Raw genomic sequence first — 25,352 nt, 5'->3', positions numbered from 1 at the left:
TGAAATCCGTCGAAACAATTCTTATGGTCAGGCTGGCGAACTATGCGCCTTGCTATGGGTCACAATGGGCGGTTTCATTTGGCTGATTCTTTGTAGCGGTCATGCGGTTAATACACAGCAGTTGTTAAAACGATAAGAAGTTAGCAGGAGTGCATATGTTTAAGTCTTTTTTCCCAAAGCCGGGAACGTTTTTTCTCTCGGCCTTTGTTTGGGCATTGATTGCCGTTATCTTCTGGCAAGCCGGTGGGGGGGATTGGGTGGCGCGCATCACCGGAGCTTCCGGGCAGATCCCAATTAGCGCCGCGCGTTTCTGGTCGTTAGATTTCCTGATTTTTTACGCTTACTACATTGTTTGCGTAGGGCTTTTTGCACTGTTCTGGTTTATTTATAGCCCGCATCGTTGGCAATACTGGTCAATACTCGGTACTGCGTTGATTATCTTCGTCACCTGGTTTTTGGTGGAAGTTGGAGTTGCCGTCAACGCCTGGTATGCGCCGTTTTATGATCTGATTCAAACTGCGCTAAGTTCGCCGCATAAAGTCACTATCGAACAATTTTACCGCGAAGTGGGTGTCTTTCTGGGGATTGCGCTGATCGCGGTGGTGATCAGTGTGCTGAACAACTTCTTTGTCAGTCACTACGTGTTCCGCTGGCGTACGGCGATGAACGAATATTACATGGCGAACTGGCAACAACTGCGTCATATCGAAGGTGCCGCCCAGCGTGTGCAGGAAGACACCATGCGTTTTGCTTCAACGCTTGAGAATATGGGCGTCAGTTTTATCAACGCTATCATGACGTTGATCGCCTTCCTGCCGGTACTGGTAACGCTCTCTGCGCATGTGCCGGAGCTGCCGATTGTCGGGCATATTCCGTATGGTCTGGTGATTGCTGCTATCGTATGGTCGTTGATGGGGACCGGATTGCTGGCAGTGGTAGGGATCAAACTGCCGGGACTGGAGTTTAAAAATCAGCGTGTAGAGGCTGCCTACCGTAAAGAGTTGGTTTATGGTGAAGACGATGCATCGCGCGCGACGCCGCCTACGGTACGCGAGCTGTTTAGCGCCGTGCGGAAAAACTATTTCCGCCTCTATTTTCACTATATGTATTTCAACATCGCCCGCATTCTCTATTTGCAGGTCGATAACGTTTTCGGTTTGTTCTTGCTGTTTCCGTCGATTGTTGCCGGTACGATTACGCTCGGCCTGATGACGCAGATTACCAACGTTTTTGGTCAGGTTCGCGGTGCTTTTCAGTACCTGATTAACTCATGGACCACGCTGGTTGAGTTGATGTCTATCTACAAACGTCTGCGCAGCTTTGAACATGAGCTGGATGGTGACAAAATTCAGGAAGTAACCCATACCTTGAGTTAAAAAGGAGAAGTAGTGTCGCGCGTCAATCATCTATCTTCGCTTTCGTTGTTGGCGGTTCTGGTTTTAGCAGGGTGTAGTAGTCAGGCTCCGCAACCGTTGAAAAAGGGCGAAAAAGCGATAGATGTGGCGAGCGTCGTGCGGCAGAAGATGCCCGCGAGTGTGAAAGACCGCGATGCCTGGGCGAAAGAACTTGCCACCACGTTTGAAAGTCAGGGGCTGGCACCGACGCTGGAAAATGTCTGCTCGGTGCTGGCGGTGGCGCAGCAGGAGTCAAATTATCAGGCAGATCCGCCCGTTCCGGGCTTAAGCAAGATAGCATGGCAAGAGATTGACCGTCGTGCCGAGCGGATGCACATCCCAGCTTTTCTGGTTCATACCGCGCTAAAAATCAAATCGCCAAACGGCAAAAGTTATAGTGAGCGGTTAGATTCTGTGCGTACAGAAAAGCAATTAAGCGCGATTTTTGACGATTTGATCAGCATGGTGCCAATGGGGCAGACGCTGTTTGGTTCGCTTAATCCGGTACGTACCGGTGGACCGATGCAGGTCAGCATTGCGTTTGCCGAACAGCATACCAAAGGGTATCCGTGGAAAATGGACGGTACAGTCCGTCAGGAAGTCTTCAATCGCCGCGGCGGATTGTGGTTCGGTACTTACCATTTACTGAATTATCCCGCCAGTTATAGCGCGCCGATATACCGTTTTGCCGATTTTAACGCTGGCTGGTACGCCAGCCGTAATGCCGCTTTTCAGAACGCGGTCAGTAAGGCCACTGGCATGAAGCTGGCGCTGGACGGTGATTTAATTCGTTACGACAGTAAAGAACCTGGGAAAACAGAGCTGGCAACGCGCAAACTGGCAAGCAAACTGGGGATGAGCGACAGCGAAATTCGCCGTCAGTTAGAGAAAGGGGACAACTTCTCTTTTGAGGAGACGGCGCTGTACAAGAAAGTTTATCAACTTGCCGAAGCGAAAACGGGTAGATCACTACCCCGCGAAATGTTGCCCGGCATCCAACTGGAAAGCCCGAAAATTACCCGCAATCTGACTACGGCCTGGTTTGCGAAGCGCGTAGACGAACGGCGGGCGCGTTGTATGAAACAGTAAGCAAAAGGGAACGCCAGGCCAGATAAGGCATTTTAGGCCGCATCTGACAACCTACTCTTACTGGCGGCGATGTCGCCAGTGCAGCCATAGCGCCACCACTGCAAAAATGAAGCAGCCAATTAAAAATGGGATCAGCCCGAAAATGGTACCGACACCTAAACCAATTTCCACCCGTGGGCGGCCTGTTTCCTGAGCCTGCATTAAACGCTCATAGACGCCGGGCGCATGCACTAACAGGTTCAGCAATTGCGCCCCAGCCCAAAAGCAAAACAGTACAAACAACGCATAGGCAATGTTGCCAGGCGTAGAAGAGGCATTGCGATATTTTCCGCTAAACAGCGATTTTGACAGGGTGAAATCAGCCATAAAAACCTCCGGAAGTCATCTGCTTCTCTTCTGGTGTCATACCAGCGGCTTATGGCAAGTCTGACAGGTCATTAAGATTGTCAATATCAGAATCATGGTAAATTGATGTTGGGAATATTCCCGAAGCGGGAATATTTGTCACGAGTCACAAAACGGTAACTTTAAGTTAAATTTTTTAACGATACGGGAAATGCTGTCTACCCCACAGACGTAAGTTATCGATTATGCGAAGATGTTATTTTTCGTTAACGGAGCTGCCATGAGTCTGCCTGTAAAAATTCGCCGTGACTGGCACTACTATGCGTTCGCCATTGGCCTGATATTCATTCTTAATGGCGTGGTGGGGTTACTGGGATTTGAAGCAAAAGGTTGGCAGACCTATGCCGTTGGTCTGGTGACGTGGGTGATTAGTTTCTGGCTCGCGGGGCTGATTATTCGTCGTCGCGATGAAGAAACTGAAAACGCCCAATAACAGAGGATTGGGCGTTCTGGGGGCTGACAAAGTGCTCGTTGTTTTTGCCGGATGCGGCGCGAACGCCTTATCCTGCCTACAAAATCAGTATATTGCAATTATCTTGTAGGCCTGATAAGCAAAGCGCATCAGGCAATCTTACAGTCTTAAATGCCCAATAACAGTTATTGGGCATTTAAAAATTACATTGTGGTTTTCAATGCGTTATCCGCAGCGTGACGCTCCAGCGCCAACTCGATCAGACGTGTGATCAGGTCGGTGTAACCCAAACCGCTGGCTTGCCACAGCTTCGGATACATACTGATGTTGGTGAAGCCTGGCAGTGTGTTGATCTCGTTGATCACCACTTCGTTCTCTGGGGTTAAAAACACGTCTACACGCGCCATGCCTGCGCATCCCAACGTCTGATAAGCCTGAACGGCAATCGCCCGGATCTTATCGTTGATTTCTGGCGTAATGGCTGCCGGAACTACCACTTTCGCGCCATCTTCGTCAATGTACTTGGTGTCGTAGGCATAAAAATCGCTGGTTAGTACGATCTCGCCACAGGTACTGGCTTGCGGATTGTCGTTGCCCAGAACCGCGCATTCGATCTCACGACCTTTGATCCCTTGCTCAACGATCACTTTATGATCGAACTCGAACGCCAGATCGACGGCAATTGCGTACTCTTCTTCACTGGTTACTTTGCTGACACCAACAGAAGAGCCTTGGTTAGCGGGTTTTACAAACAGCGGTAACCCCAGTTTTGACTTCACTTCGGCAAAACTGATGTTTTGACGATTGGTGCGTGTCAGGGTAATAAATGGCGCAATGTTCAGCCCGGCATCGCGTAGCAGACGTTTGGTGACATCTTTATCCATACAGGCCGCTGACGCCAAAACATCAGAACCCACAAACGGTAAATTGGCGACCCGCAGCATTCCCTGCAAGGAACCATCTTCGCCTAGCGTACCGTGAACAATCGGGAAAATGACATCTACCGTCGGCAATGGCTGACCGTTTTGCGCGTCGATAAGCTGATGCTCATGTTTACCAGGCACCTGCGCAAGACTGGTCGCCGAAGGGCGCAACGCAATATGGGCAGGATCGTCTGCATTTAGCAGATAATTGTTGGCATCGCTGACGTGCCATTGCCCTTGTTTATCAATGCCCAGCAGCACAACGTCGAAGCGACTTTTATCAATGGCATCGACAATGTTTTTTGCCGATTGCAAAGACACTTCATGTTCCGCTGATTTACCACCAAAAACGATTCCTACCCGCAGTTTTTCCATCTTGAAAACCTATCCCGTCTAACACAAAGTGCATACATTACCACGACAAAACGGGGGATTCGCGGCCTTCTGACAGAATGTTGCAATCTTCTACTGACAAAGTGTGCAACGTACTGGTGAAGAAAGTGCGTTATCTCAAAGATGTGCGCAAGATCACAAAAATGATGAACGGGAAGCTAATTTATTCCTGGTTTAAATGGCCATGCAGTGAGTTTTTTTCCATTAATTATAAGTTAGCAAAGAGAATATATTTCATAACTTTTACTTATAATAAAGGTTGATAATTAAAAACCTATACTTTGTATGGTTACATATTTAAATAAGAGAAACGTTTCGCTGATAAATATGGAAAAAATATTTGCGCAAAGTATTTCATTCGTCATAAAAATACTACCTCCAGACACTATGAAGTTGTGAAGCATAATGTTAACTTCTCCATACTTTGGATAAGGAAATACAGACATGAAAAATCTCATTGCTGAGTTGTTATTTAAGCTTGCCCAAAAAGAAGAAGAGTCGAAAGAACTGTGCGCGCAGGTAGAAGCACTGGAGATTATCGTCACTGCAATGCTTCGTAATATGGCGCAAAATGACCAACAGCGGTTGATTGATCAGGTAGAGGGGGCACTTTACGAGGTAAAGCCCGATGCCAGCATTCCTGACGACGATACGGAGCTGCTGCGCGATTATGTAAAGAAGTTATTGAAGCATCCTCGTCAGTAAAAAGGTAATCTTTTCAACAGCTGTCATAAAGCTGTCACGGCTGAGACTTATAGTCGCTTTGTTTTTATTTTTTAATGTATTTGTACATGGAGAAAATAAAGTGAAACAAAGCACTATTGCACTGGCACTCTTACCGTTACTGTTTACCCCTGTGACAAAAGCCCGGACACCAGAAATGCCTATTCTGGAAAACCGGGCTGCTCAGGGCGATATTACTGCACCCGGCGGTGCTCGCCGCTTAACGGGTGATCAGAGCGCCGCTCTGCGTGATTCTCTTAGCGATAAGCCTGCAAAAAATATTATTTTGCTGATTGGCGATGGGATGGGGGATTCGGAAATTACTGCCGCACGTAATTATGCCGAAGGTGCGGGCGGCTTTTTTAAAGGTATTGATGCCTTACCGCTTACCGGGCAATACACTCACTATGCGCTGAATAAAAAAACCGGCAAACCGGACTACGTTACCGACTCGGCTGCATCCGCAACTGCCTGGTCAACCGGTGTCAAAACCTATAATGGCGCATTGGGTGTCGATATTCATGAAAAAGATCACCCAACGATTCTGGAAATGGCAAAAGCCGCAGGGCTGGCGACCGGTAACGTTTCTACCGCAGAGTTGCAGGATGCCACTCCCGCCGCGTTGGTGGCGCATGTGACTTCGCGCAAATGCTACGGTCCGAGCGCGACCAGTGAAAAATGTCCGGGTAACGCGCTGGAAAAAGGCGGAAAAGGATCGATTACAGAACAGCTGCTTAACGCCCGTGCCGATGTTACGCTTGGCGGCGGCGCAAAAACCTTTGCGGAAACGGCAACCGCTGGTGAATGGCAGGGAAAAACGCTGCGTGAACAGGCGCAGGTGCGTGGTTATCAGTTAGTGAACGATGCTGCCTCGCTGAACGCAGTGACGGAAGCGAACCAGCAAAAACCCCTGCTAGGACTGTTTGCTGACGGCAATATGCCAGTGCGCTGGCAAGGACCGAAAGCAACGTACCACGGCAATATCGACAAGCCCGCAGTTACCTGTACGCCTAATCCGCAACGTAATGACAGCGTACCGACCCTGGCGCAGATGACTGATAAAGCCATTGAATTGTTGAGTAAAAATGAGAAAGGCTTTTTCCTGCAAGTTGAAGGTGCATCAATCGATAAACAGGATCACGCTGCGAATCCTTGTGGGCAAATTGGCGAGACGGTCGATCTCGACGAAGCCGTACAACGGGCGCTGGAATTCGCTAAAAAGGATGGCAACACGCTGGTCATAGTCACCGCTGATCACGCCCACGCCAGCCAGATTGTCGCGCCGGACACCAAAGCGCCGGGCCTCACCCAGGCGCTAAATACCAAAGATGGCGCAGTGATGGTGATGAGTTACGGGAACTCCGAAGAGGATTCACAAGAACATACCGGTAGTCAGCTGCGTATTGCGGCGTATGGCCCACATGCCGCCAATGTCGTTGGACTGACCGACCAGACCGATCTCTTCTACACCATGAAAGCCGCCCTGGGGCTGAAATAAAACCGCGCCCGGCGGTGAATTTTCGCTGTCGGGTGGTTTTTTTGCTGTTAGCAACCAGACTTAATGGCAGATCACGGGCGCAAACGCTCATGGTTAAAACATGAAGAGGGATGGTGCTATGAAAATAACATTACTGGTTACCTTGCTTTTCGGACTGGTTTTTTTAACCACCGTCGGCGCTGCCGAGAGAACCTTAACCCCGCAACAACAGCGTATGACCTCCTGTAATCAGCAGGCGACGGCGCAGGCGTTGAAAGGGGATGCTCGTAAGACCTACATGAGTGATTGCCTGAAGAACAGCAAGTCTGCGCCTGGTGAAAAAAGTTTGACGCCACAGCAGCAAAAGATGCGCGAATGTAATAATCAAGCAACGCAACAATCTCTGAAAGGTGATGATCGTAATAAGTTTATGAGCGCCTGCCTCAAGAAAGCCGCCTGATACCTGATAGTGCTAACGGGTGAGCTACGAAAATGGCTCACCCGAAATTTCATACTTCTGCCTTTAGCCCCGTCTCTATAATTTGGGAAAATTGTTTCTGAATGTTCCCAAAAATAATGAATGATGAAAACTTTTTCAAAAAAGCGGCGGCGCATGGGGAGGAACCTCCTTTAACTCCTCAAAACGAACATCAGCGGTCCGGGCTGCGCTTCGCCCGTCGCGTCAGACTCCCCCGCGCGGTTGGCCTGGCTGGCATGTTCTTACCGATTGCTTCAACGCTGGTTTCGCACCCGCCGCCGGGCTGGTGGTGGCTGGTGTTGGTCGGCTGGGCGTTCGTCTGGCCGCATTTAGCCTGGCAGATTGCGAGTAGGGCTGTCGATCCGCTTAGCCGGGAAATTTATAACTTAAAAACCGATGCAGTATTAGCGGGAATGTGGGTAGGCGTAATGGGCGTAAACGTGCTGCCTTCCACCGCGATGTTGATGATTATGTGTCTGAATTTGATGGGGGCAGGCGGCCCCCGTCTGTTTGTCGCGGGTCTGGTGTTGATGGTGGTTTCCTGCCTTGTCACCCTCGAACTGACGGGTATCACCGTGTCGTTCAATAGTGCGCCGCTGGAATGGTGGCTCTCCCTTCCCATTATCGTCATTTATCCTCTGCTGTTTGGCTGGGTCAGCTACCAGACGGCGACTAAACTGGCGGAACATAAACGCCGATTGCAGGTCATGAGTACCCGCGACGGTATGACGGGCGTGTATAACCGACGTCATTGGGAAACTATGTTACGCAATGAATTTGATAACTGTCGGCGGCATAACCGCGATGCGACGTTACTGATTATCGATATCGACCATTTCAAGAGCATCAACGATACCTGGGGCCATGATGTGGGCGATGAAGCGATTGTGGCGCTTACCCGACAGTTACAAATAACCCTGCGCGGTAGCGATGTGATTGGTCGGTTTGGCGGCGATGAGTTTGCGGTAATCATGTCCGGTACACCAGCTGAGAGCGCCATTACCGCCATGTTACGGGTACATGAAGGGCTAAACACGTTACGTTTGCCGAATACGCCACAGGTAACATTACGGATTAGTGTGGGGGTTGCGCCGCTGAATCCACAAATGAGTCACTATCGGGAGTGGTTGAAATCGGCAGATTTGGCGCTCTACAAAGCAAAGAAAGCCGGACGTAACCGCACCGAAGTGGCGGCCTGACGTCCGGCAAAAATCATCAGGATTTGCTGAGTTTTTCTGATTTTTCCATACACTTCGTCATCGCTTCGATCACTGCGGCACGGAAGCCTTTCTCTTCCAGTACGCGTACCGCTTCAATAGTAGTGCCTCCTGGTGAGCAGACCATATCTTTCAGTGCGCCCGGATGTTCTCCCGTTTCTAGTACCATTTTCGCGGAACCCATTACCGCCTGAGCGGCAAATTTATACGCCTGGGCGCGTGGCATCCCGCCCAGCACGGCGGCGTCGGCCATCGCTTCGATAAACATAAAGACGTAGGCTGGCGAAGAACCGCTCACACCGACCACCGGGTGGATCATCGGCTCGGCAATTACTTCCGCTTCGCCAAAGCAGCGGAAAATATTCAGCACATCAGCGGTATCTTCTGGAGTTACCAGCGCGTTTGGCGTTACGGAGGTCATCCCGGCATTAACCAGTGCGGGAGTGTTCGGCATGGCGCGGATAATTTTCCGGTCATGGCCCAGCGCGCGGGCAAGCTGGTCGAGCGTGACACCTGCTGCAATAGAAACGACCAGAGAGTCTTTATTCAGGCTGGAGGTGATTTCGCTAAGCACTTTAATCATGATGCCCGGTTTAACGGCGGCGAAAATGATGTCGGCGATTTGCGCCACTTCCTGCGCCGATTCTGCGGCGTTGATGCCGAACTGGTCATGCAGGGCGGCGACTTTATCCGGGGAGGGGGTATATACCCAGATTTGCCCTGGAAGCACCTGACCGCTGGCAATCAGACCGCCGAGAATGGCTTTTCCCATATTGCCGCAGCCAATAAAACCGATTTTCTTTTCCATTGCCTCACTCCTGCCGTGAAATTCATTGTTTTGATAATCGCTGGCAGAAGCATAAACAGAACTATGCCGGAAGGCAAAAGCGCGACACAATAGAGAATTACCCAACAAAGGATGATGTTATGACAATTTGGGTGGATGCCGACGCGTGTCCCAATGTAATTAAAGAGATTTTGTATCGCGCGGCTGAACGTATGCAGATGCCGCTGGTACTGGTAGCAAACCAGAGTTTACGCGTACCGCCTTCGCGATTTATTCGAACGCTGCGCGTCGCGGCAGGTTTCGACGTTGCCGATAACGAAATTGTCCGGCAGTGTGAAGCTGGCGATTTGGTGATCACCGCAGATATTCCTTTGGCTGCTGAAGCCATCGAGAAAGGCGCTGCGGCGCTTAATCCACGCGGCGAACGTTACACACCAGCGACCATTCGTGAGCGCCTGACGATGCGCGATTTTATGGATACCTTACGCGCCAGTGGGATCCAGACCGGGGGACCAGATAGCCTTTCACAACGTGACCGCCAGGCCTTTGCCGCGGAGCTGGAGAAGTGGTGGCTGGAAGTGCAACGTAGTCGTGGCTGAATGTAATTTATTATTTACACTTCATTCTTGAAAATTTATTGGTATAGTAAGGGATGTATTAAAATTTTCACTTTAAGTGGAATTTTTTCTTTACAATCGAAATTGTACTAGTTTGATGGTATGATCGCTATTCTCATGACACCGGCTTTCGCCGCATTGCGACCTATTGGGGAAAACCCACGATGACACAACCTCTTTTTCTGATCGGGCCTCGGGGCTGTGGTAAAACAACGGTCGGAATGGCCCTTGCCGATTCGCTTAACCGTCGATTTGTCGATACCGACCAGTGGTTGCAATCACAGCTCAATATGACGGTCGCGGAGATCGTCGAAAGGGAAGAGTGGGCGGGATTCCGCGCCAGAGAAACGGCGGCGTTGGAAGCGGTAACTGCGCCATCCACCGTTATCGCCACGGGCGGCGGCATTATCCTGACGGAATTTAATCGTCACTTTATGCAAAATAACGGGATCGTGGTTTATTTGTGTGCGCCAGTATCAGTCCTGGTTAACCGACTGCAAGCTGCACCGGAAGAAGATTTACGGCCAACCTTAACGGGGAAACCGCTGAGCGAAGAAGTTCAGGAAGTGCTGGAAGAACGCGATGCGCTATATCGCGAAGTTGCGCATATTATCATCGACGCAACAAACGAACCCAGCCAGGTGATTTCTGAAATTCGCAGCGCCCTGGCACAGACGATCAATTGTTGATTTTCGAGCGCCTATACTTAACGTTCATCCCGTGAAATAAGGAAGAACGATGCCAACGAAACCGCCTTATCCTCGTGAAGCATATATAGTGACGATTGAAAAAGGAAAGCCAGGACAGACGGTAACCTGGTACCAACTCAGAGCCGATCATCCTAAACCAGACTCGTTGATCAGTGAACATCCGACCGCTCAGGAAGCGATGGATGCGAAAAAACGCTATGAGGACCCTGACAAAGAGTGACCGCATCAGACTGCTCGGAAGGGATTCTGAGTGCCACCACAAGGGATCTGCGTCACATTTTTCACAATTCATGTTTTTCAAATAATTAGAATATTAAACAATAACAATCCATTACTGGAATCATTTGGAATCTTTACATTATGCCGTGCAGGTCTGCTGCTACGCTTTTTGTCATTTGTAGCACAGGTAAGTGTCGGCAGTGGTGCTTAGCGCTTGCCCGGTAATTAACGACGAAATAAAAGTAAGGTGGAAGAACAATGAGTGCGTCGTTGGCGATCCTGACCATCGGCATTGTACCTATGCAGGAAGTTTTGCCGCTCCTGACAGAATACATTGACGAAGATAATATTTCCCATCATAGCCTGCTGGGGAAGTTAAGCCGCGAAGAAGTGATGGCGGAGTACGCGCCAGAAGCAGGCGAAGACACAATTCTCACATTATTAAATGACAACCAGCTGGCCCATGTTTCGCGTCGCAAAGTGGAGCGAGACCTGCAAGGTGTGGTTGAAGTGCTCGATAATCAGGGTTACGACGTCATTATATTAATGAGTACGGCAAACATTAGTAGTATGACCGCGCGTAATACGATCTTTCTTGAGCCGTCGCGAATATTGCCACCGCTGGTTTCCTCTATTGTTGAAGATCATCAGGTAGGGGTTATCGTTCCGGTTGAGGAGATGCTGCCCGTTCAGGCGCAAAAATGGCAAATTTTGCAGAAATCGCCGGTATTTTCATTGGGTAACCCCATTCATGATTCAGAACAAAAAATCATTGATGCCGGGAAAGAATTACTGGCAAAAGGGGCTGATGTCATCATGCTGGATTGTTTAGGATTTCACCAACGTCATCGCGATTTACTGCAAAAACAGCTCGATGTTCCTGTCTTGCTCTCCAACGTATTGATTGCAAGGCTAGCTGCGGAATTACTGGTGTAATTTTGCGTGACAGCCAGCGCCTCTGGCCCCTATAGTGAAGTAGATGTTCAACTACCAGACAGGGCCAGTTTATGCTTCAAAGTAATGAGTACTTTTCCGGCAAAGTGAAATCGATCGGCTTTTCCAGCAGCAGCACTGGTCGCGCCAGCGTGGGTGTTATGATTGAAGGCGAATACACCTTCAGCACCGCTGAGCCTGAAGAGATGACGGTAATCAGTGGTGCGCTGAATGTGTTACTGCCTGACGCGACCGACTGGCAAGTGTATGAAGCCGGTTCGGTGTTTAATGTTCCCGGTCACAGCGAGTTTCATCTGCAAGTTGCCGAACCCACCTCTTATCTGTGCCGCTATCTGTAATTCCTCGCCTTCCCCATGAACGGGAGGGCATTTTTCTGAAATATCCTCTCTTTAACCCATAATAATATTTCCTTTGCTGCGATTTTTTCGATTTCCGATATATTCATAATTCATCAAGGTTGATATAAATATCAGTGAAGATTATGAATAGAATTAATATATTGGTCATCTGTATGGTCGTGTTTTTTATGACTGGCAATGCATGTGCCACAGAGTGGATCAGTAGCGAGGACCTTATCACCTCTGACTTTCATCTTATGACGGCAGACGAGCGCAACGTAGTTAAAGCGGCAACCGACGATAGTATGGAAGCTGCTTATATGCTGAAAGATAATATCCGTTGGTATTATCACAATGGTGACCTATCATTACCCACTAACTTCAGCAATCAGCATAAACTGGTGGTGAACGGTAATTTAACGATTTCCGGCGATTATGATGATTATCTGTCAGGTAATGGTCATCTGATTGTATTAGGTAATGTTATTGTCGACAACTTTATTAATCATGATTTCGCGTATGTCAAAGGGCAGATGACAGCGAAAGGTTTGGTTTATGCTGATTATAATGATCACAACTTTGAAGTGATGAAAGGAATTAGCGCGCGAGGCATTATTGTTTCCGATAAAGCAACGCAATTTGAGGTCATCAAAGCTGAGTTTTATATCAATGAAGATGAAAGCGGTGAAGAATATAACTGGGACGAGAATATTCAAAAATCCTATTCACTGGTGACGCCTAATCTTTATGATCATAGTGAAATCGAAACCGATAATATTTCCAATGCGTATCCTGACTATGATAGCGTCGTAGACAATATCGTTCAGGGTTTACCTCTTTTTCGAGATAAAGCTGCTCCTGAAATTAATGAGAAATTAAAATGGATTGAAACGGGGAAACTCGATAATTTCCTTGCGGATAAAATAAAGCATGAAGATCCACTGGTGGCACGTTTTCTGACTCATATAGAAAGTTTGTCAACCGCCGTTATGCTGCAACTGTTACAGCACCCCGATGACCAGACGCGTGAATCGATGGCGCAGTCCTGGCCCGCTCAACAGATGCATTTGCTTACCGACGAAATAATTAAAGATGAAGCTGTTGCCAGAGGGCTGGTTAAAAACAGTAACATTTCCGCCGAAGTGAATAAAAAATTAATGTCTGTACCCGTCGAGAGCGTACAGCTGGAGCAGGCCAGACAGGATAATCTTTCTCCTGATATTGTTGTGTCGTTAAGTCAAAGCCCTTTTCTCAGTGTGCGCAAGACATTAATCAGCCATTACGATTACGCCTGGCTGGTTCCAACTGCAGTGGTTGATGAATTGATAAATAGCGAAGATCCGGAGTTACGCGAAAGAATTACCGGAACCGATTTAACCGCACAACAAGCGGTGTTGTTGAGTAAAGATAAATCGCTGAAAGTTCGTCAAGCATTAGCCCGGACGCTTACTGAACTAAAAATCACCCAACAGTCAGCGACCCTGAGGACAGAGGATGTTGAACGTATCGCAGAACAAATGTATCTGGATAATAAAGAAAATAAAAATATCGTGAAGGCGTTATTGGTCGCTTTGCCGGAGTCGCGTCAACTGACTTTGGCAAAAGAAGATGTGCACAATTTACGTGACGGCATGCGTTATCTGACCTCGAAGGAAGTGATTAGTTATCTACTGAATCAGCATGACATTCCCAGCATCTGGTATGAGCTGGCACGCGATAAATTGTTACCTCTGGAGTATAAGAAACAATTATGGCAACACACCTTAAAATTAATGATGAGTAAACGGCAAGAAGATCAAGAGCAAGCCTACGAAGTACAGCTGGCGCTGATTGATAATGGTATTATTGACGAAGAGATGCTTAATAATGCTATCGATTTACTGGTTTATTTACCTGCTGAATACCGCTATCGGATGCGAAACCAGTTATTTGATAATAAAGATTTACCCTCCGGAATTATCAACAAACTCGATCAACAGTATCGTTTTAACTCCGACTGGGCGTTGTCTGTTGTCAGTATGAAAAATAGCACCCGTAGACAAAGTGAAAGAGGATTACACCGCTGGAATCATGAGGAAAGCGATATTTTTGCGGAGCTGGATACGATAAAAGATAAATCAGATGATGAATGGTGGTGCGGATTGCTGAAAAGTCACAATGATCATTTGCGGCAGACGGCGTTGCGCAATGTACATACCCCAGCCTCTTTGTTAACGACATTGACTGAGTCACAGGATCGGGCGCTGGCTATTAATAATCCACAGTTGGCTGCCGATGTGAAAACGGCGTGGTTAAAAGAGGATCCATCATTAATCTTATTTGTCGATCAGCCCGATCTTTCGCAGTTACGTGATTTAGTGAAAACCGGGGCAACGCGGCAAATTCGCAGTGAAGCGCGTAACCGGCTTGAGGAAAAACAATGACACAACGCCCCTGGAGCAAGTTACAGAGGGAGATTTATGACTTACTGACGCCAACGATCAACCTGCAAATTCACTGTACCCGTTATCCCATGCGCAGCCAAAATGGTGGAAGCACCGATTTACCGCGTTATTGGATCACGTTGGATAAAGACGTGATCTGGGATTACCCAAAAGACTTTATGGCAGGCAATGGTGGAGTGCGTAATTTTCATGGTGAAACTTGCTGGCATCCTTATCTGACGGATATTTGTTCAATTTCTGATTTATTGCGTGAATATATTGATACCCCAAAAGCGGAGCTGTTAACGAAACAATTTACCAGCGATAAATGGGGGTTAGTGAATATTCTGCGTGCCGCTGACAGGCGAATAGGGATGAGACGGTTGGATCAGTTACGGCGTAAAACGCATAATATTGCTGCGCTAAAAATTATTGCCCGCCGTAGCGAATGATTATATGCCTGGTGTGGATTCGTACGCCGGATAAGACGCCGCAGGCGTCGCATCCGGCATTAAAGGCAAATCAGCAATTAACGTTGTGCTTCGCCACCTAATCCTTCGATCAGGTTTTGGATTAATGCTGCCAGTTCACCGGTCATCAGGATGAAATCGGCATCAAAACGTTGGGCAAAATCTTCACGGTCGATATCTTCGTTTTGATCGCGCAGCTCGTCGCAGAACTTCAGACGCTTGAGTGAACCATCGTCGCACATCACAAACTGAATGCGCTGCTGCCAGTCGAGCGCCAGTTTAGTCACCACTTTTCCTGCTTCAATGTGGTTGGTGATTTCTTCGCTGGTCAAATCTTGTTTCTTCGCGCGGATCACGCCGCCATCTTCCAGCAACGATTTCAGTTCGGCTTCATCAAGCAGCTGGAAGCCTTGTGCCGCACTACCAGAGCGTACCCATTCGGTCAGCGTCAGTTCAATCGGGTTTTCCATGCTCAATGGTACAACCGGTAACGACCCCAGGCTTTTACGCAGTAATGCCAGCGTATCTTCTGCTTTTTTGGCACTGGCGCAGTCCACCATAATCAAACCGTTTACCGTGTCGATCCACATCATGGTTTGGCTGAAACGGCTGAAAGCGCGCGGCAGAAGAGAGTGCAGCACTTCATCTTTCAGCGAATCTTTTTCGGTTTTCTTCAGCTTGCGCGCCTGTTCCGCTTCCAGCTTGGCGATTTTTGCTTCCAGCGCCTGTTTAATCACCGGAGACGGGAGGATTTTTTCTTCTTTGCGTGCGCAGATAACAATTTGACCATTGGCAACGTGCGTTAACGCATCGCTGTGCGATCCCATCGGAGGAACCCAGCCCATCTTCGCCATGTCCTGGCTGCCGCATGGGGTAAATGCCATCGAGGCTAGCTGTTTTTCCATCTCTTCTGCACGCAGCGAAATCTCGCGGCTAAGACGGTAAACCATTAAATTTTTGAACCACAGCATGATAATTTCCACGGCCTTGTCGTTAAATTTAGCGGGCATGATAACGAATTGTCGGCGGCCTTGCATTGCCAATCCGGTTGTCCGTCTCTACGCTATTGATATTGAAAAAAAATAAGGAGAGTACCGTGCGTATAGGTATCGATTTAGGCGGCACCAAAACTGAAGTGATTGCACTGGGCGATGCAGGGGAGCAGTTGTATCGTCATCGTCTGCCCACGCCGCGTGATGATTACCATCAGACCATCGAAACGATCGCCACGTTGGTTGATATGGCGGAGCAGGCGACAGGGCAGCGCGGAACGGTAGGCATGGGCATTCCAGGCTCGATTTCGCCTTACACTGGCGTGGTGAAAAATGCCAATTCAACCTGGCTTAACGGTCAGCCATTTGATAAAGATTTAAGCGCGCGGTTGCAACGGGAAGTGCGGTTGGCAAATGACGCCAACTGTCTGGCGGTCTCGGAAGCGGTAGATGGCGCAGCAGCGGGAGCGCAGACGGTATTTGCCGTGATTATCGGCACGGGATGCGGCGCGGGCGTAGCGTTCAATGGTCGAGCGCATATCGGCGGCAATGGCACGGCAGGCGAGTGGGGACATAATCCGCTACCGTGGATGGACGAAGATGAACTGCGTTATCGCGAGGAAGTCCCTTGTTATTGCGGCAAACAAGGCTGCATTGAAACCTTTATTTCGGGTACGGGATTTGCGACGGATTATCATCGTTTGAGCGGACATGCGCTGAAAGGTAGTGAAATTATCCGCCTTGTTGAAGAAAGCGATCCGGTAGCGGAGTTGGCATTGCGTCGTTACGAGCTGCGGCTGGCAAAATCGCTGGCACACGTAGTGAATATTCTCGATCCGGATGTGATTGTGTTGGGGGGCGGGATGAGCAATGTAGATCGTTTATATCAAACGGTTCCGCAGTTGATTAAACAATTTGTCTTCGGCGGCGAATGTGAAACGCCGGTGCGTAAGGCGAAACATGGTGATTCCAGCGGCGTACGCGGCGCTGCATGGTTATGGCCACATGAGTAAAAAAACCAGGCAATTGGTGCATCATGCCTGATGCGACGCTCGCGCCGCATCCGACAACAAGCAGTGATTGCAACCTATCCCACTGGTTTCGCCAGCACCGGACTATCCGCCGCTTGCTGGCGCTTATAGCGACCATACAGCAGCAACGACGACATCGCAGCAAACGAAAGCAGGGCGGCAGGCAGCGCCACGTAATTATAAGTCAGCCCCAGCGTCAGCATCATACCTCCGCAATATGCGCCGACGGCGCTACCGAGGTTAAACGCTATTTGCCCACCTGCGGCACCTAATAATTCTCCACCTTTGGCATTTTGCAGTAACAATATTTGCAGCGGTGCTGAGAGGGCAAATAATCCCGCGCAACAAATAAAAGCAAAAATAAGCGACGTTGTTTTCATGCCGCCGAAGAAAAAGAGCATCAGCAATGCCAGCACAATAATGAAATCAGTCACTGCCGCAATGCGTAGTGGTGAATAACGTCCTGAAATCCGGCCACTTAGCACATTCCCCAACACCATCCCCAGCCCAACTAACATCATAATAAAGGTCATCGCCGTTTCCGAAAAACCGGAAATAAACATCATGTATGGCTTTACGTAGCTGAACCAGGCAAATACACCCGCGTTGCCAAACATCGTGGCAGCGAAAATTAACCACGGGGCCGGGCTGCGCAAAAAGTGAAATTGTTCGCGCAGCTTTCCTTTCGCCTCGTCGCGAATATCCGGCACCCAAAAATAGACCGATGCCATCACCGCGATATTAAACACAGAGATCAATAAAAAGGTGTAACGCCAGCTAAACTCCTGACTTAAATACGTCCCCAGCGGAATGCCCAGCAAATTGGCAACTGTCATCCCCGAAACCATCCCCGCCACGGCGGCGGTGACTTTGCCGGGTTTAATAATTTTCGATAACACAATCGCCCCGACGCCAAAAAATGCACCATGCGGAAAGCCGGAAACCAGCCGACCAATGGCGAGCATCAGGTAAGACGAAGAGAGCGTGAACATGGCGTTGCCAATGACGCACAACGCCACCAGAAACAACAAGATATGTTTGAGTGAGTAGCGGCTGGAAAAGAGGGCGATGATTGGCGCACCGACCACCACCCCCAGCGCATAATACGAGATCATATGCCCGGCAGCAGGAATCGAAATTCCTACGTTATGCGCCAGCTCCGTGAGCACGCCCATAATGCCAAATTCGGCCATCCCCAAACCAAACGTGCCCAGAGCTAAAGATAAAATGACTTTTTTCATACCACCATCACAACCACCAGAACGGCTACCAATCACCGTAGCCAATAAAGTGATAGCTTGCAGGATAACGGCCAGCGAGGCCAAGAGATAATTCGCCCCTCTGTATTCATTATCCTGCTGAATAGTTATTTCACTGCAAACGCACTTTCCAGTTTGCTGTATCCCAGTCCGTTGATCTTTTTCACTTTGATCTGCACCGGAATACGCTCTTTCATCGCTTCAACGTGGCTAATCACACCGATAGTTTTACCACTGGCATTCAGAGCATCCAGGGCATCAAGGGCGGTATCCAGCGTTTCGCTATCCAGCGTGCCAAAACCTTCATCAAGGAACAGCGAGTCAATACGCGTTTTATGGCTGACCAGATCCGAAAGCGCCAGCGCCAGCGCCAGACTGACGAGGAAACTCTCGCCACCGGAAAGGGTACGGGTATCGCGTACCGCATCTGCCTGCCAGGTATCAACAACCTCGACTTCCAGCGCCTCGCTGGCTTTGCGCTGTAACAGATAGCGCCCGTGTAACCGGGTAAGTTGCTGATTAGCGAGATGGACTAAATTATCCAGCGTCAGTCCCTGGGCAAACTTGCGGAATTTATCGCCCTCTTTGGAACCTATTAGCGAATTCAGATATCCCCAGTCCTCAACCTGCTGCGTCATTTGAGCAATTTGCTGCATTAAGGTTTGTTGTTGCTGACGGTTTTCCGCATCCTGTTTCAGCTGTTGACGAATCTCGCCCTGACTCGTGGTGTTTTCACGCAACTTTTGGTGAGTTTGCGCTAACTCTTGCTGAATCTGCTCCACCGTCACACTGAGATCCAGGCCGTCAGGTCGGTGTTGCTGATGCTGTGCCAGCGTTTCAGCTGTCTGAGTGACCAGCGTTTGCGCCTGACGGCGCTGGTTTTCCAGATTCTGCTTGAGCTGTTCCAGTTGCGTTAGTGTTTGTTCATCCATCAGTGCTGCAAGGAACGCCTGTTGATCGTCAAAGACGCTGGCCTGTAGCGCGGTGTCAAACTGCGCCTGGGCTTTTTGCAGACTTTGCGCCGCCAGAACATCCTGTTGCTGTAACGTCTGCTGCTGGCTTTGTAACGCGAGACATTGTTCATGAATTTGCCGCCAGTTTTCCAGCGCCACAGTTTCTTCGCTGTGCGGGAGTTCATCACTTTGCGGCAACGTTTCCAGAATCGGCGTCAGCTGCTGCATACGGTTTTGCAGCGCGGTTAATTCGTTCTGGCGTTGCTGCCAGCTCTGTGCTTCTTGCTGACGCGTCGCCAACCAGCTCTCTTCTTCATCTTCCTGTGGCAATGTCAGTGCATAACCCGCCAATGCCGTTAAGAGTTGCTGCTGGCGTTGTTCAATTTGCTGTTGATACTGGATAATTTGCTGATTATGCGCGGCAATCTGCCCTTGTAATTCATGCCGTTGGCTGAGTATCCGCAGCTGGCGCTCGTGCTCATCTTGTGCATCCAGCCACGGTTGAATATCGTCCTGTGGCTGCAAGGTGATATTGAGGCTGGCCGTGACAGCTCGCCACTGTTGAGTAAGTGCTTGCTCATCTTGTCGGAGGCTTTGCGCTTCGTTTTCATCACGCTGAAGCTGCTTCGTTAAGGCGTCCAGTTGCCCACGTAGCGCCGCACCTTCTTCACCGAGCTTTTTCACTTCGTTTTCCAGCGTTAATAGCCGAGCCTGATTAACGCCCGGTTCCAGCGCCTGATACGCCTCGACCGCCGGGTGGCTGGTGGAACCACAAAGTGGGCAAGGCTGACCTGCCTGTAACTGCGCACGTTGAACTTCCAGCGTTTTGATACGAGCTTCCTGCTCGCAAATGGTTTTCACATCGGCAAGTTGTTGCGTTTTTTCTTTATAACGCTGGCGCATTTCGTTAAGTGCGGCGTTACGTTGCGTCTGTTCCTGCGTGACATTCTGGATAGCAACCTGTAATTGCGCCAGGCGTTTTTGTTGGGGAACAATCTGCCCATGCAGCGCGACCAGGCGCTGACGCAGCGTGCGTTGCTCAGCATGTTGCGCCAGGGCGCTAGCAACTTCATCGGCGCTTAACGTCAACGAGATCGCCGGAAGTGAATTAAGTTTTTGCTCTGCATGGGTTAACTGTTGCTGCCACTGCCGCAGATGCTCGCGTTCGCTGGTTTGTTGAGAGAATTGCGCACGCCAACCCGCCAGTTCGTTGTTCCACTGACGGAAGCGGTCGTGTTCCTGTAACCAGGCATTCAGGCTTTGTTGCTGCTGCTGTAATTCTGCAGACTGTTTCGCCGCGTGGTGGCGAATGCTCGCACGAAGCGCCATTGTGCGCTGTAAGCGAGTATTTACTTCTTCAATCTGCTGGCGAGTATGCGCCAGTGCCGCAGTGTGTTCTGCGATGCGTTCCCAGTGCGGACGAAGATTTCGCGCCGGTTGTGCCAGACTGAGCGCCGCCAGTTGAGGTTGCGCTTTTTCTTCTTCGGCTAACGCCTGTTGCAATGCCTGCTGACGGCGGCTGGCTTCTTGCTGCAATTCGTCCAGACGCGTTAACCAGTTTAGCGATTGTTGTTCTTGCTGCTGTGCGGCGAGTAACTGTTTCTCTTCGACAGTGAGTACCTGCAAACTTTCTGTCAGCGATTGCACTTGTTCTGGCGCTAATAACGCGACGCCGCTGGCCTGCGCTTGCAGTTTCTCCAGCTCAGTGCGGGCCGATTTGTGCTGCTCAAAGACCATCGCAGAGATTTGCCCGTAGATTTCGGTGCCGGTTAATTCCTCGAGCAATTCCGCGCGTTCTTTTGGTTTGGCATTCAGGAAGGCAGCAAATTGCCCCTGCGAAAGCAGCATCGAACGGGTGAAACGCCCATAATCCAGTCCGGTTAACGTCGCCGTCAGTTCCAGCTTATCTTTCACTTTGTCAGCGAGAATTTTGCCATCGGTACAGCGCGCCAGCTCTACGCGCGGCACCTGCAAATTACCGTCTGGCTGGTTACGCGCCCGATTCTGGCTCCAGAAGGCACGGTACGCTTCACCTTTGACTTCAAACTCCACTTCCGCCAGACATTCGGCGGTATCGCGGGTCATTAGATCATTTTGCGATTGTGAAACGTTAGAAAGGCGCGGAGTTTCGTGATACAGCGCCAGGCAAATGGCATCCAGCAGGGTGGTTTTCCCCGCGCCGGTTGGGCCGGTAATCGCAAACAGCCCATTGCTGGCGAACGGCTCGCGGGTGAAATCAATCTTCCATTCGCCTTTTAACGAGTTCAGGTTTTTCAGGCGCAGGCTGAGAATTTTCATGCTTCGTGTTCTCCGGCGAGGGTCTGCAGCGTCGTGGTGAAAAGATGTTGCAGACGTTGCTGCTGTGATTCATCCAGTTCTTCCAGTGCGAGACGACGATTAAACACCTCTTCGACGCTGAGTTCGCTGAGGGTTTCACGCTGTTGGCTGGCTAACACACGCTCGCGCTGTTCACGGCTGCGGCGTACCAGCAATACTTCGACAGGCAGTGATTCAGTTAATGCCTGGATTTTGCGCTGAATATCATGCAGATACTCATCAGTAGTGATTTCGATATCCAGCCAGACAGGTGGTTCCTGTGATACATCGCGCCACTGTTCCAGCTGTTCGGTAATCGACGCCAGATCGCCTTTCAGTACCGCCATCGGTTGCGTTATCGGCACGCTCAGGTTTTCCACGCTCTCTAATTTGCCGTTTGAAAATGTCACCAGATGGACATATTTACTTTTTCCGCATTCATCAAAACTCAGTGGAATGGGGGAACCGCAATAGCGAACATGTTCCATGCCGCCAATAATCTGTGCGCGGTGAATATGCCCGAGCGCGATGTAGTCGGCTGGCGGAAAGTTTTGTGCCGGGAAGGCGTCCAGCGTGCCAATATAAATGTCACGCACGGCGTCACTTTTGCTGGCACCAACGGTCGTTAAATGCCCCGTGGCGATGATGGGCAGAGGCTGATCGCCGCGCAGTTTGCAGGCATCGGCATAATGTTGTTGGTAATAATCGGTAATAGCCGCCAGCAAATGTTGTTGTTTTTCAATACCGTTAAGCCCCGCCTGGCTGGTAATAATGTCACGCGGGCGTAAAAAAGGAATGGGGCACAGCACTGCGCCTGGCGTCCCGTCGCGACGAGGCAAGATTTGCGGCGCATGTCCGGCGCTGGCGACCACGGTAGTATTGAGGAACGCCATGATATCGCGCGATTCATTCAGCGTGGCGACCGAGTCATGGTTTCCTGCCAGTACCACCAGATGACAGCCCGTTTGCTGTAAATTGACAACAAAACGGTTGTATAACGTGCGGGCGTAACTGGGCGGTGATCCGGTATCGAAAACATCACCGGCAACAATAATCGCATCCACCTGATGGGTTTGCGCTGTTTCCAGCAGCCAGTCAAGAAAGGCCTGGTGTTCAGCTTCGCGGCTTTTACTGTAGAAGTTCTGGCCGAGATGCCAGTCTGAGGTGTGAAGGATGCGCATAACGATTCCCTGGCGAAAAAGCATGGGCGCGATTATACCCAAACAGATGTGCCATTTGCTTTTTTCTGCGCCACGGAAATCAACTACCTGAAGATATGTGCGACGTGCTTTTCATAAATCTGTCATAAATCTGACGCATAATGACGTCGCATTAATGATCGCAACCTATTTATTACAACAGGGCAAATCATGGCGAGACGTATTCTGGTCGTAGAAGATGAAGCTCCAATTCGCGAAATGGTCTGCTTCGTGCTCGAACAAAATGGCTTTCAGCCGGTCGAAGCGGAAGATTATGACAGTGCTGTGAATCAACTGAATGAACCCTGGCCGGATTTAATTCTCCTTGACTGGATGTTACCTGGCGGCTCCGGTATCCAGTTCATCAAACACCTCAAGCGCGAGTCGATGACCCGAGATATTCCAGTGGTGATGCTGACCGCCAGAGGGGAAGAAGAAGATCGCGTGCGCGGCCTTGAAACCGGTGCGGATGACTATATCACCAAGCCGTTTTCGCCGAAGGAACTGGTGGCGCGAATCAAAGCGGTAATGCGCCGTATTTCGCCAATGGCGGTGGAAGAGGTGATCGAGATGCAGGGGCTCAGTCTCGACCCGACATCTCACCGGGTGATGGCGGGCGAAGAACCGCTGGAGATGGGGCCGACAGAATTTAAACTGCTGCACTTTTTTATGACACATCCCGAGCGCGTGTACAGCCGCGAGCAGCTGTTAAACCACGTCTGGGGAACCAACGTATATGTGGAAGACCGCACGGTCGATGTTCACATTCGTCGCCTGCGTAAGGCACTGGAGCCCGGCGGACATGACCGCATGGTGCAGACCGTACGCGGTACAGGATATCGTTTTTCAACCCGCTTTTAACGCCTTGCTCATCGGACGCAGAGCAGGGCTTATGATTTCTTAACTGGAGTATCTTACGTGCTGGAACGGCTGTCGTGGAAAAGGCTGGTGCTGGAGCTGCTACTTTGCTGCCTCCCGGCTTTCATCCTGGGTGCATTTTTTGGTTACCTGCCTTGGTTTTTGCTGGCATCGGTAACAGGACTGCTTATCTGGCATTTTTGGAATTTATTGCGCCTTTCATGGTGGCTGTGGGTGGATCGCAGTATGACCCCGCCTCCGGGGCGTGGTAGCTGGGAACCGCTGCTATACGGCTTACACCAGATGCAGCTGCGTAATAAAAAACGCCGCCGCGAACTGGGCAATCTGATTAAACGCTTTCGTAGTGGCGCGGAGTCGCTGCCCGACGCGGTGGTGCTGACCACGGAAGAGGGCGGTATTTTCTGGTGTAACGGTCTGGCGCAACAGATTCTTGGTTTGCGCTGGCCGGAAGATAACGGGCAGAACATCCTTAACCTGCTGCGTTACCCGGAGTTTACGCAATATCTGAAAACGCGTGATTTTTCTCGCCCGCTTAATCTGGTGCTCAACAGCGGGCGGCATCTGGAAATTCGCGTCATGCCTTATACCCACAAACAGTTGCTGATGGTGGCGCGTGATGTCACGCAAATGCATCAACTGGAAGGGGCGCGGCGTAACTTTTTTGCCAACGTGAGCCATGAGTTACGTACGCCATTGACCGTGTTACAGGGTTACCTGGAGATGATGGATGAGCAACCGCTGGAAGGCGCGGTACGTGAAAAAGCGTTGCACACCATGCGCGAGCAGACCCAGCGGATGGAAGGGCTGGTGAAGCAATTGCTGACGCTGTCGAAAATAGAAGCCGCGCCGACGCAGTTGCTCAATGAAAAGGTTGATGTGCCGATGATGCTGCGCGTTGTTGAGCGCGAGGCTCAGACTCTGAGTCAGAAAAAACAGACATTTACCTTTGAAATAGATAACGACCTCAAGGTGTCTGGCAACGAAGACCAACTTCGCAGCGCGATTTCGAACCTGGTTTATAACGCCGTGAATCATACGCCGGAAGGTACGCATATCACCGTACGCTGGCAGCGAGTGCCGCACGGTGCCGAATTTAGCGTTGAAGATAATGGACCGGGCATCGCACCGGAGCATATTCCGCGCCTGACCGAGCGTTTTTATCGCGTTGATAAAGCACGTTCCCGACAAACTGGCGGTAGCGGATTAGGGTTAGCGATCGTGAAACATGCGGTGAATCATCACGAAAGTCGCCTGCATATTGAGAGTACGGTGGGAAAAGGTACGCGTTTCAGTTTTGTTATCCCGGAACGTTTAATTGCCAAAAACAGCGAATAATCCGCCTTTGTCATCTTTTATTGCCATAAGCCAGCTGATGCTGGCTTATTTTCTTTGCAGTCAAAATACGGGCGTTAGATTTTACAACGGTTGGTGATTTTTTGTTCGCATGATTAGCCATGTCTTTTTCACGGAAATAGTGTTTTATACTGGTTGGTGATTTCTTATCGCTATATACCTCTGGTTTTTAGATCCCTTCTTGCTTTAAAACGTTATAAGCGTTTAAATTGCGCTTCAGGTGCTGTCATACTGACTGCATTCACGCGGTAAATCGAAAAACTATTCTTCGCCGCGCCTGGTTGGGAGTATTTCCCGCTAAAATTGTTTAAATATACCGCTGTATCATCCCCAGGGATTGG

The 25,352-nt window shown here is 49.9% G+C and carries 25 protein-coding genes; 18 read left to right on the top strand and 7 right to left on the bottom strand.

All coding sequences use genetic code 11. The features are described 5' to 3' along the window. Nucleotides 1–155 precede the first annotated feature (155 nt). Together sbmA and yaiW are read left to right on the top strand one after the other, a co-directional pair. Nucleotides 156–1,376 carry a peptide antibiotic transporter SbmA gene (gene sbmA, locus AABJ99_RS17895; protein WP_001353414.1) on the top strand — a complete coding sequence of 407 codons (1,221 nt, stop codon included), beginning with the start codon at nt 156–158 and terminating at the stop codon, nt 1,374–1,376. A gap of 12 nt (nt 1,377–1,388) precedes the next feature. Further along, nucleotides 1,389–2,483 carry a surface-exposed outer membrane lipoprotein YaiW gene (gene yaiW, locus AABJ99_RS17890; RefSeq protein ID WP_039020997.1) on the top strand — a complete coding sequence of 365 codons (1,095 nt, stop codon included), beginning with the start codon at nt 1,389–1,391 and terminating at the stop codon, nt 2,481–2,483. Between the two features lie 57 nt (nt 2,484–2,540). Here the strand turns inward: yaiW and yaiY are convergent, their stop codons facing one another. Next, nucleotides 2,541–2,849, bottom strand: a complete 309-nt coding sequence (gene yaiY / locus AABJ99_RS17885) for a YaiY family protein (RefSeq protein WP_000763146.1) — start codon at nt 2,847–2,849, stop codon at nt 2,541–2,543. A 259-nt stretch (nt 2,850–3,108) separates the two neighbouring features. Between yaiY and yaiZ the strand changes: the two genes are divergently transcribed. Further along, on the top strand, nt 3,109–3,321 hold the full coding sequence (yaiZ, locus tag AABJ99_RS17880; protein ID WP_000056900.1) for a DUF2754 domain-containing protein: 213 nt from the start codon (nt 3,109–3,111) through the stop codon (nt 3,319–3,321). A 182-nt stretch (nt 3,322–3,503) separates the two neighbouring features. Here the strand turns inward: yaiZ and ddlA are convergent, their stop codons facing one another. Continuing rightward, nucleotides 3,504–4,598 (bottom strand): D-alanine--D-alanine ligase, encoded by a 1,095-nt coding sequence (gene ddlA, locus AABJ99_RS17875; protein ID WP_000413662.1) that lies wholly within the window; start codon nt 4,596–4,598, stop codon nt 3,504–3,506. A 77-nt stretch (nt 4,599–4,675) separates the two neighbouring features. Between ddlA and AABJ99_RS17870 the strand changes: the two genes are divergently transcribed. From AABJ99_RS17870 to adrA, 5 genes are all read left to right on the top strand, one after another. Beyond that, nucleotides 4,676–4,879, top strand: a complete 204-nt coding sequence (locus AABJ99_RS17870) for a hypothetical protein (protein WP_039020996.1) — start codon at nt 4,676–4,678, stop codon at nt 4,877–4,879. Nucleotides 4,880–5,060: 181 nt separating this feature from the next. Continuing rightward, nucleotides 5,061–5,321, top strand: a complete 261-nt coding sequence (gene iraP / locus AABJ99_RS17865; RefSeq protein ID WP_000792970.1) for an anti-adapter protein IraP — start codon at nt 5,061–5,063, stop codon at nt 5,319–5,321. Nucleotides 5,322–5,421: 100 nt separating this feature from the next. Beyond that, the gene (gene phoA, locus AABJ99_RS17860; protein WP_001355162.1) at nt 5,422–6,837 is read left to right on the top strand and encodes an alkaline phosphatase; all 1,416 of its coding nucleotides are present in this window, start codon (nt 5,422–5,424) and stop codon (nt 6,835–6,837) included. 118 nt (nt 6,838–6,955) lie between these two features. After that, nucleotides 6,956–7,276 carry a phosphate starvation-inducible protein PsiF gene (psiF, locus tag AABJ99_RS17855; RefSeq protein WP_001295332.1) on the top strand — a complete coding sequence of 107 codons (321 nt, stop codon included), beginning with the start codon at nt 6,956–6,958 and terminating at the stop codon, nt 7,274–7,276. Nucleotides 7,277–7,377: 101 nt separating this feature from the next. After that, nucleotides 7,378–8,493, top strand: coding sequence for a diguanylate cyclase AdrA (adrA, locus tag AABJ99_RS17850; RefSeq protein ID WP_000484048.1), 1,116 nt, complete (start codon nt 7,378–7,380; stop codon nt 8,491–8,493). 16 nt (nt 8,494–8,509) lie between these two features. Here adrA and proC read toward each other — a convergent pair whose 3' ends face one another. Continuing rightward, nucleotides 8,510–9,319: a pyrroline-5-carboxylate reductase gene (gene proC, locus AABJ99_RS17845; protein ID WP_001295331.1), complete on the bottom strand. Its 810-nt coding sequence runs from the start codon at nt 9,317–9,319 to the stop codon at nt 8,510–8,512. A 119-nt stretch (nt 9,320–9,438) separates the two neighbouring features. Between proC and yaiI the strand changes: the two genes are divergently transcribed. The 7 genes from yaiI (at nt 9,439) to AABJ99_RS17810 (ending at nt 15,011) form a co-directional block, all read left to right on the top strand. Continuing rightward, nucleotides 9,439–9,897 (top strand): YaiI/YqxD family protein, encoded by a 459-nt coding sequence (yaiI, locus tag AABJ99_RS17840; RefSeq protein WP_000158159.1) that lies wholly within the window; start codon nt 9,439–9,441, stop codon nt 9,895–9,897. 182 nt (nt 9,898–10,079) lie between these two features. Beyond that, nucleotides 10,080–10,604 carry a shikimate kinase AroL gene (gene aroL / locus AABJ99_RS17835; RefSeq protein WP_000193393.1) on the top strand — a complete coding sequence of 175 codons (525 nt, stop codon included), beginning with the start codon at nt 10,080–10,082 and terminating at the stop codon, nt 10,602–10,604. 49 nt (nt 10,605–10,653) lie between these two features. After that, the gene (gene yaiA, locus AABJ99_RS17830; RefSeq protein ID WP_001142439.1) at nt 10,654–10,845 is read left to right on the top strand and encodes a protein YaiA; all 192 of its coding nucleotides are present in this window, start codon (nt 10,654–10,656) and stop codon (nt 10,843–10,845) included. A 257-nt stretch (nt 10,846–11,102) separates the two neighbouring features. Continuing rightward, on the top strand, nt 11,103–11,780 hold the full coding sequence (gene aroM, locus AABJ99_RS17825) for an AroM family protein (RefSeq protein ID WP_160524139.1): 678 nt from the start codon (nt 11,103–11,105) through the stop codon (nt 11,778–11,780). A gap of 71 nt (nt 11,781–11,851) precedes the next feature. Then, entirely contained in the window at nt 11,852–12,136 is a 285-nt protein-coding gene (gene ppnP, locus AABJ99_RS17820) for a pyrimidine/purine nucleoside phosphorylase (protein ID WP_039020993.1), read from the top strand. Between the two features lie 143 nt (nt 12,137–12,279). Further along, on the top strand, nt 12,280–14,559 hold the full coding sequence (locus AABJ99_RS17815; protein WP_148936339.1) for a DUF2773 domain-containing protein: 2,280 nt from the start codon (nt 12,280–12,282) through the stop codon (nt 14,557–14,559). After that, nucleotides 14,556–15,011, top strand: a complete 456-nt coding sequence (locus AABJ99_RS17810; protein WP_338387395.1) for an SF0329 family protein — start codon at nt 14,556–14,558, stop codon at nt 15,009–15,011. The genes AABJ99_RS17815 and AABJ99_RS17810 overlap by 4 nt, the downstream gene beginning before the upstream one ends. A gap of 77 nt (nt 15,012–15,088) precedes the next feature. On the opposite strand, the gene rdgC is transcribed toward AABJ99_RS17810, so the two are convergent. After that, nucleotides 15,089–16,000, bottom strand: a complete 912-nt coding sequence (rdgC, locus tag AABJ99_RS17805; protein WP_001298537.1) for a recombination-associated protein RdgC — start codon at nt 15,998–16,000, stop codon at nt 15,089–15,091. A gap of 125 nt (nt 16,001–16,125) precedes the next feature. Between rdgC and mak the strand changes: the two genes are divergently transcribed. After that, nucleotides 16,126–17,034, top strand: a complete 909-nt coding sequence (gene mak / locus AABJ99_RS17800) for a fructokinase (protein ID WP_039020991.1) — start codon at nt 16,126–16,128, stop codon at nt 17,032–17,034. Between the two features lie 74 nt (nt 17,035–17,108). Here mak and araJ read toward each other — a convergent pair whose 3' ends face one another. The 3 genes from araJ to sbcD form a co-directional block, all read right to left on the bottom strand. After that, a complete protein-coding gene (gene araJ / locus AABJ99_RS17795; RefSeq protein WP_039021006.1) occupies nt 17,109–18,293 on the bottom strand; it encodes an MFS transporter AraJ in 1,185 nt (394 codons plus the stop codon). A gap of 125 nt (nt 18,294–18,418) precedes the next feature. Further along, nucleotides 18,419–21,562, bottom strand: coding sequence for an exonuclease subunit SbcC (gene sbcC, locus AABJ99_RS17790; protein WP_039020990.1), 3,144 nt, complete (start codon nt 21,560–21,562; stop codon nt 18,419–18,421). Then, nucleotides 21,559–22,761: an exonuclease subunit SbcD gene (gene sbcD / locus AABJ99_RS17785; RefSeq protein WP_001221329.1), complete on the bottom strand. Its 1,203-nt coding sequence runs from the start codon at nt 22,759–22,761 to the stop codon at nt 21,559–21,561. The genes sbcC and sbcD overlap by 4 nt, the downstream gene beginning before the upstream one ends. 189 nt (nt 22,762–22,950) lie before the next feature. Here sbcD and phoB point away from each other — a divergent pair, with 189 nt between their 5' ends. Both phoB and phoR read left to right on the top strand, forming a co-directional pair. Continuing rightward, complete coding sequence (gene phoB, locus AABJ99_RS17780) at nt 22,951–23,640, top strand: phosphate response regulator transcription factor PhoB (RefSeq protein WP_000113933.1); 690 nt, start codon at nt 22,951–22,953, stop codon at nt 23,638–23,640. A 57-nt stretch (nt 23,641–23,697) separates the two neighbouring features. Further along, a complete protein-coding gene (gene phoR / locus AABJ99_RS17775; RefSeq protein WP_039020989.1) occupies nt 23,698–24,993 on the top strand; it encodes a phosphate regulon sensor histidine kinase PhoR in 1,296 nt (431 codons plus the stop codon). Nucleotides 24,994–25,352 lie beyond the last annotated feature (359 nt).

The organism is Escherichia coli, assembly GCF_036503815.1.
Lineage (GTDB): Bacteria > Pseudomonadota > Gammaproteobacteria > Enterobacterales > Enterobacteriaceae > Escherichia > Escherichia coli_F.
This window is presented reverse-complemented; position numbering and strand designations above follow the sequence as displayed.

Coding starts and splice junctions, on each gene's coding strand:
- sbmA (WP_001353414.1), top strand. CDS start 156: ATGTTTAAGTCTTTTTTCCCAAAGCCGGGAACGTTTTTTCTCTCGGCC.
- yaiY (WP_000763146.1), bottom strand. CDS start 2,849: ATGGCTGATTTCACCCTGTCAAAATCGCTGTTTAGCGGAAAATATCGC.
- yaiZ (WP_000056900.1), top strand. CDS start 3,109: ATGAGTCTGCCTGTAAAAATTCGCCGTGACTGGCACTACTATGCGTTC.
- ddlA (WP_000413662.1), bottom strand. CDS start 4,598: ATGGAAAAACTGCGGGTAGGAATCGTTTTTGGTGGTAAATCAGCGGAA.
- AABJ99_RS17870 (WP_039020996.1), top strand. CDS start 4,676: ATGTTGCAATCTTCTACTGACAAAGTGTGCAACGTACTGGTGAAGAAA.
- iraP (WP_000792970.1), top strand. CDS start 5,061: ATGAAAAATCTCATTGCTGAGTTGTTATTTAAGCTTGCCCAAAAAGAA.
- psiF (WP_001295332.1), top strand. CDS start 6,956: ATGAAAATAACATTACTGGTTACCTTGCTTTTCGGACTGGTTTTTTTA.
- adrA (WP_000484048.1), top strand. CDS start 7,378: ATGTTCCCAAAAATAATGAATGATGAAAACTTTTTCAAAAAAGCGGCG.
- proC (WP_001295331.1), bottom strand. CDS start 9,319: ATGGAAAAGAAAATCGGTTTTATTGGCTGCGGCAATATGGGAAAAGCC.
- yaiI (WP_000158159.1), top strand. CDS start 9,439: ATGACAATTTGGGTGGATGCCGACGCGTGTCCCAATGTAATTAAAGAG.
- aroL (WP_000193393.1), top strand. CDS start 10,080: ATGACACAACCTCTTTTTCTGATCGGGCCTCGGGGCTGTGGTAAAACA.
- yaiA (WP_001142439.1), top strand. CDS start 10,654: ATGCCAACGAAACCGCCTTATCCTCGTGAAGCATATATAGTGACGATT.
- aroM (WP_160524139.1), top strand. CDS start 11,103: ATGAGTGCGTCGTTGGCGATCCTGACCATCGGCATTGTACCTATGCAG.
- ppnP (WP_039020993.1), top strand. CDS start 11,852: ATGCTTCAAAGTAATGAGTACTTTTCCGGCAAAGTGAAATCGATCGGC.
- AABJ99_RS17815 (WP_148936339.1), top strand. CDS start 12,280: ATGAATAGAATTAATATATTGGTCATCTGTATGGTCGTGTTTTTTATG.
- AABJ99_RS17810 (WP_338387395.1), top strand. CDS start 14,556: ATGACACAACGCCCCTGGAGCAAGTTACAGAGGGAGATTTATGACTTA.
- rdgC (WP_001298537.1), bottom strand. CDS start 16,000: ATGCTGTGGTTCAAAAATTTAATGGTTTACCGTCTTAGCCGCGAGATT.
- araJ (WP_039021006.1), bottom strand. CDS start 18,293: ATGAAAAAAGTCATTTTATCTTTAGCTCTGGGCACGTTTGGTTTGGGG.
- sbcC (WP_039020990.1), bottom strand. CDS start 21,562: ATGAAAATTCTCAGCCTGCGCCTGAAAAACCTGAACTCGTTAAAAGGC.
- sbcD (WP_001221329.1), bottom strand. CDS start 22,761: ATGCGCATCCTTCACACCTCAGACTGGCATCTCGGCCAGAACTTCTAC.
- phoB (WP_000113933.1), top strand. CDS start 22,951: ATGGCGAGACGTATTCTGGTCGTAGAAGATGAAGCTCCAATTCGCGAA.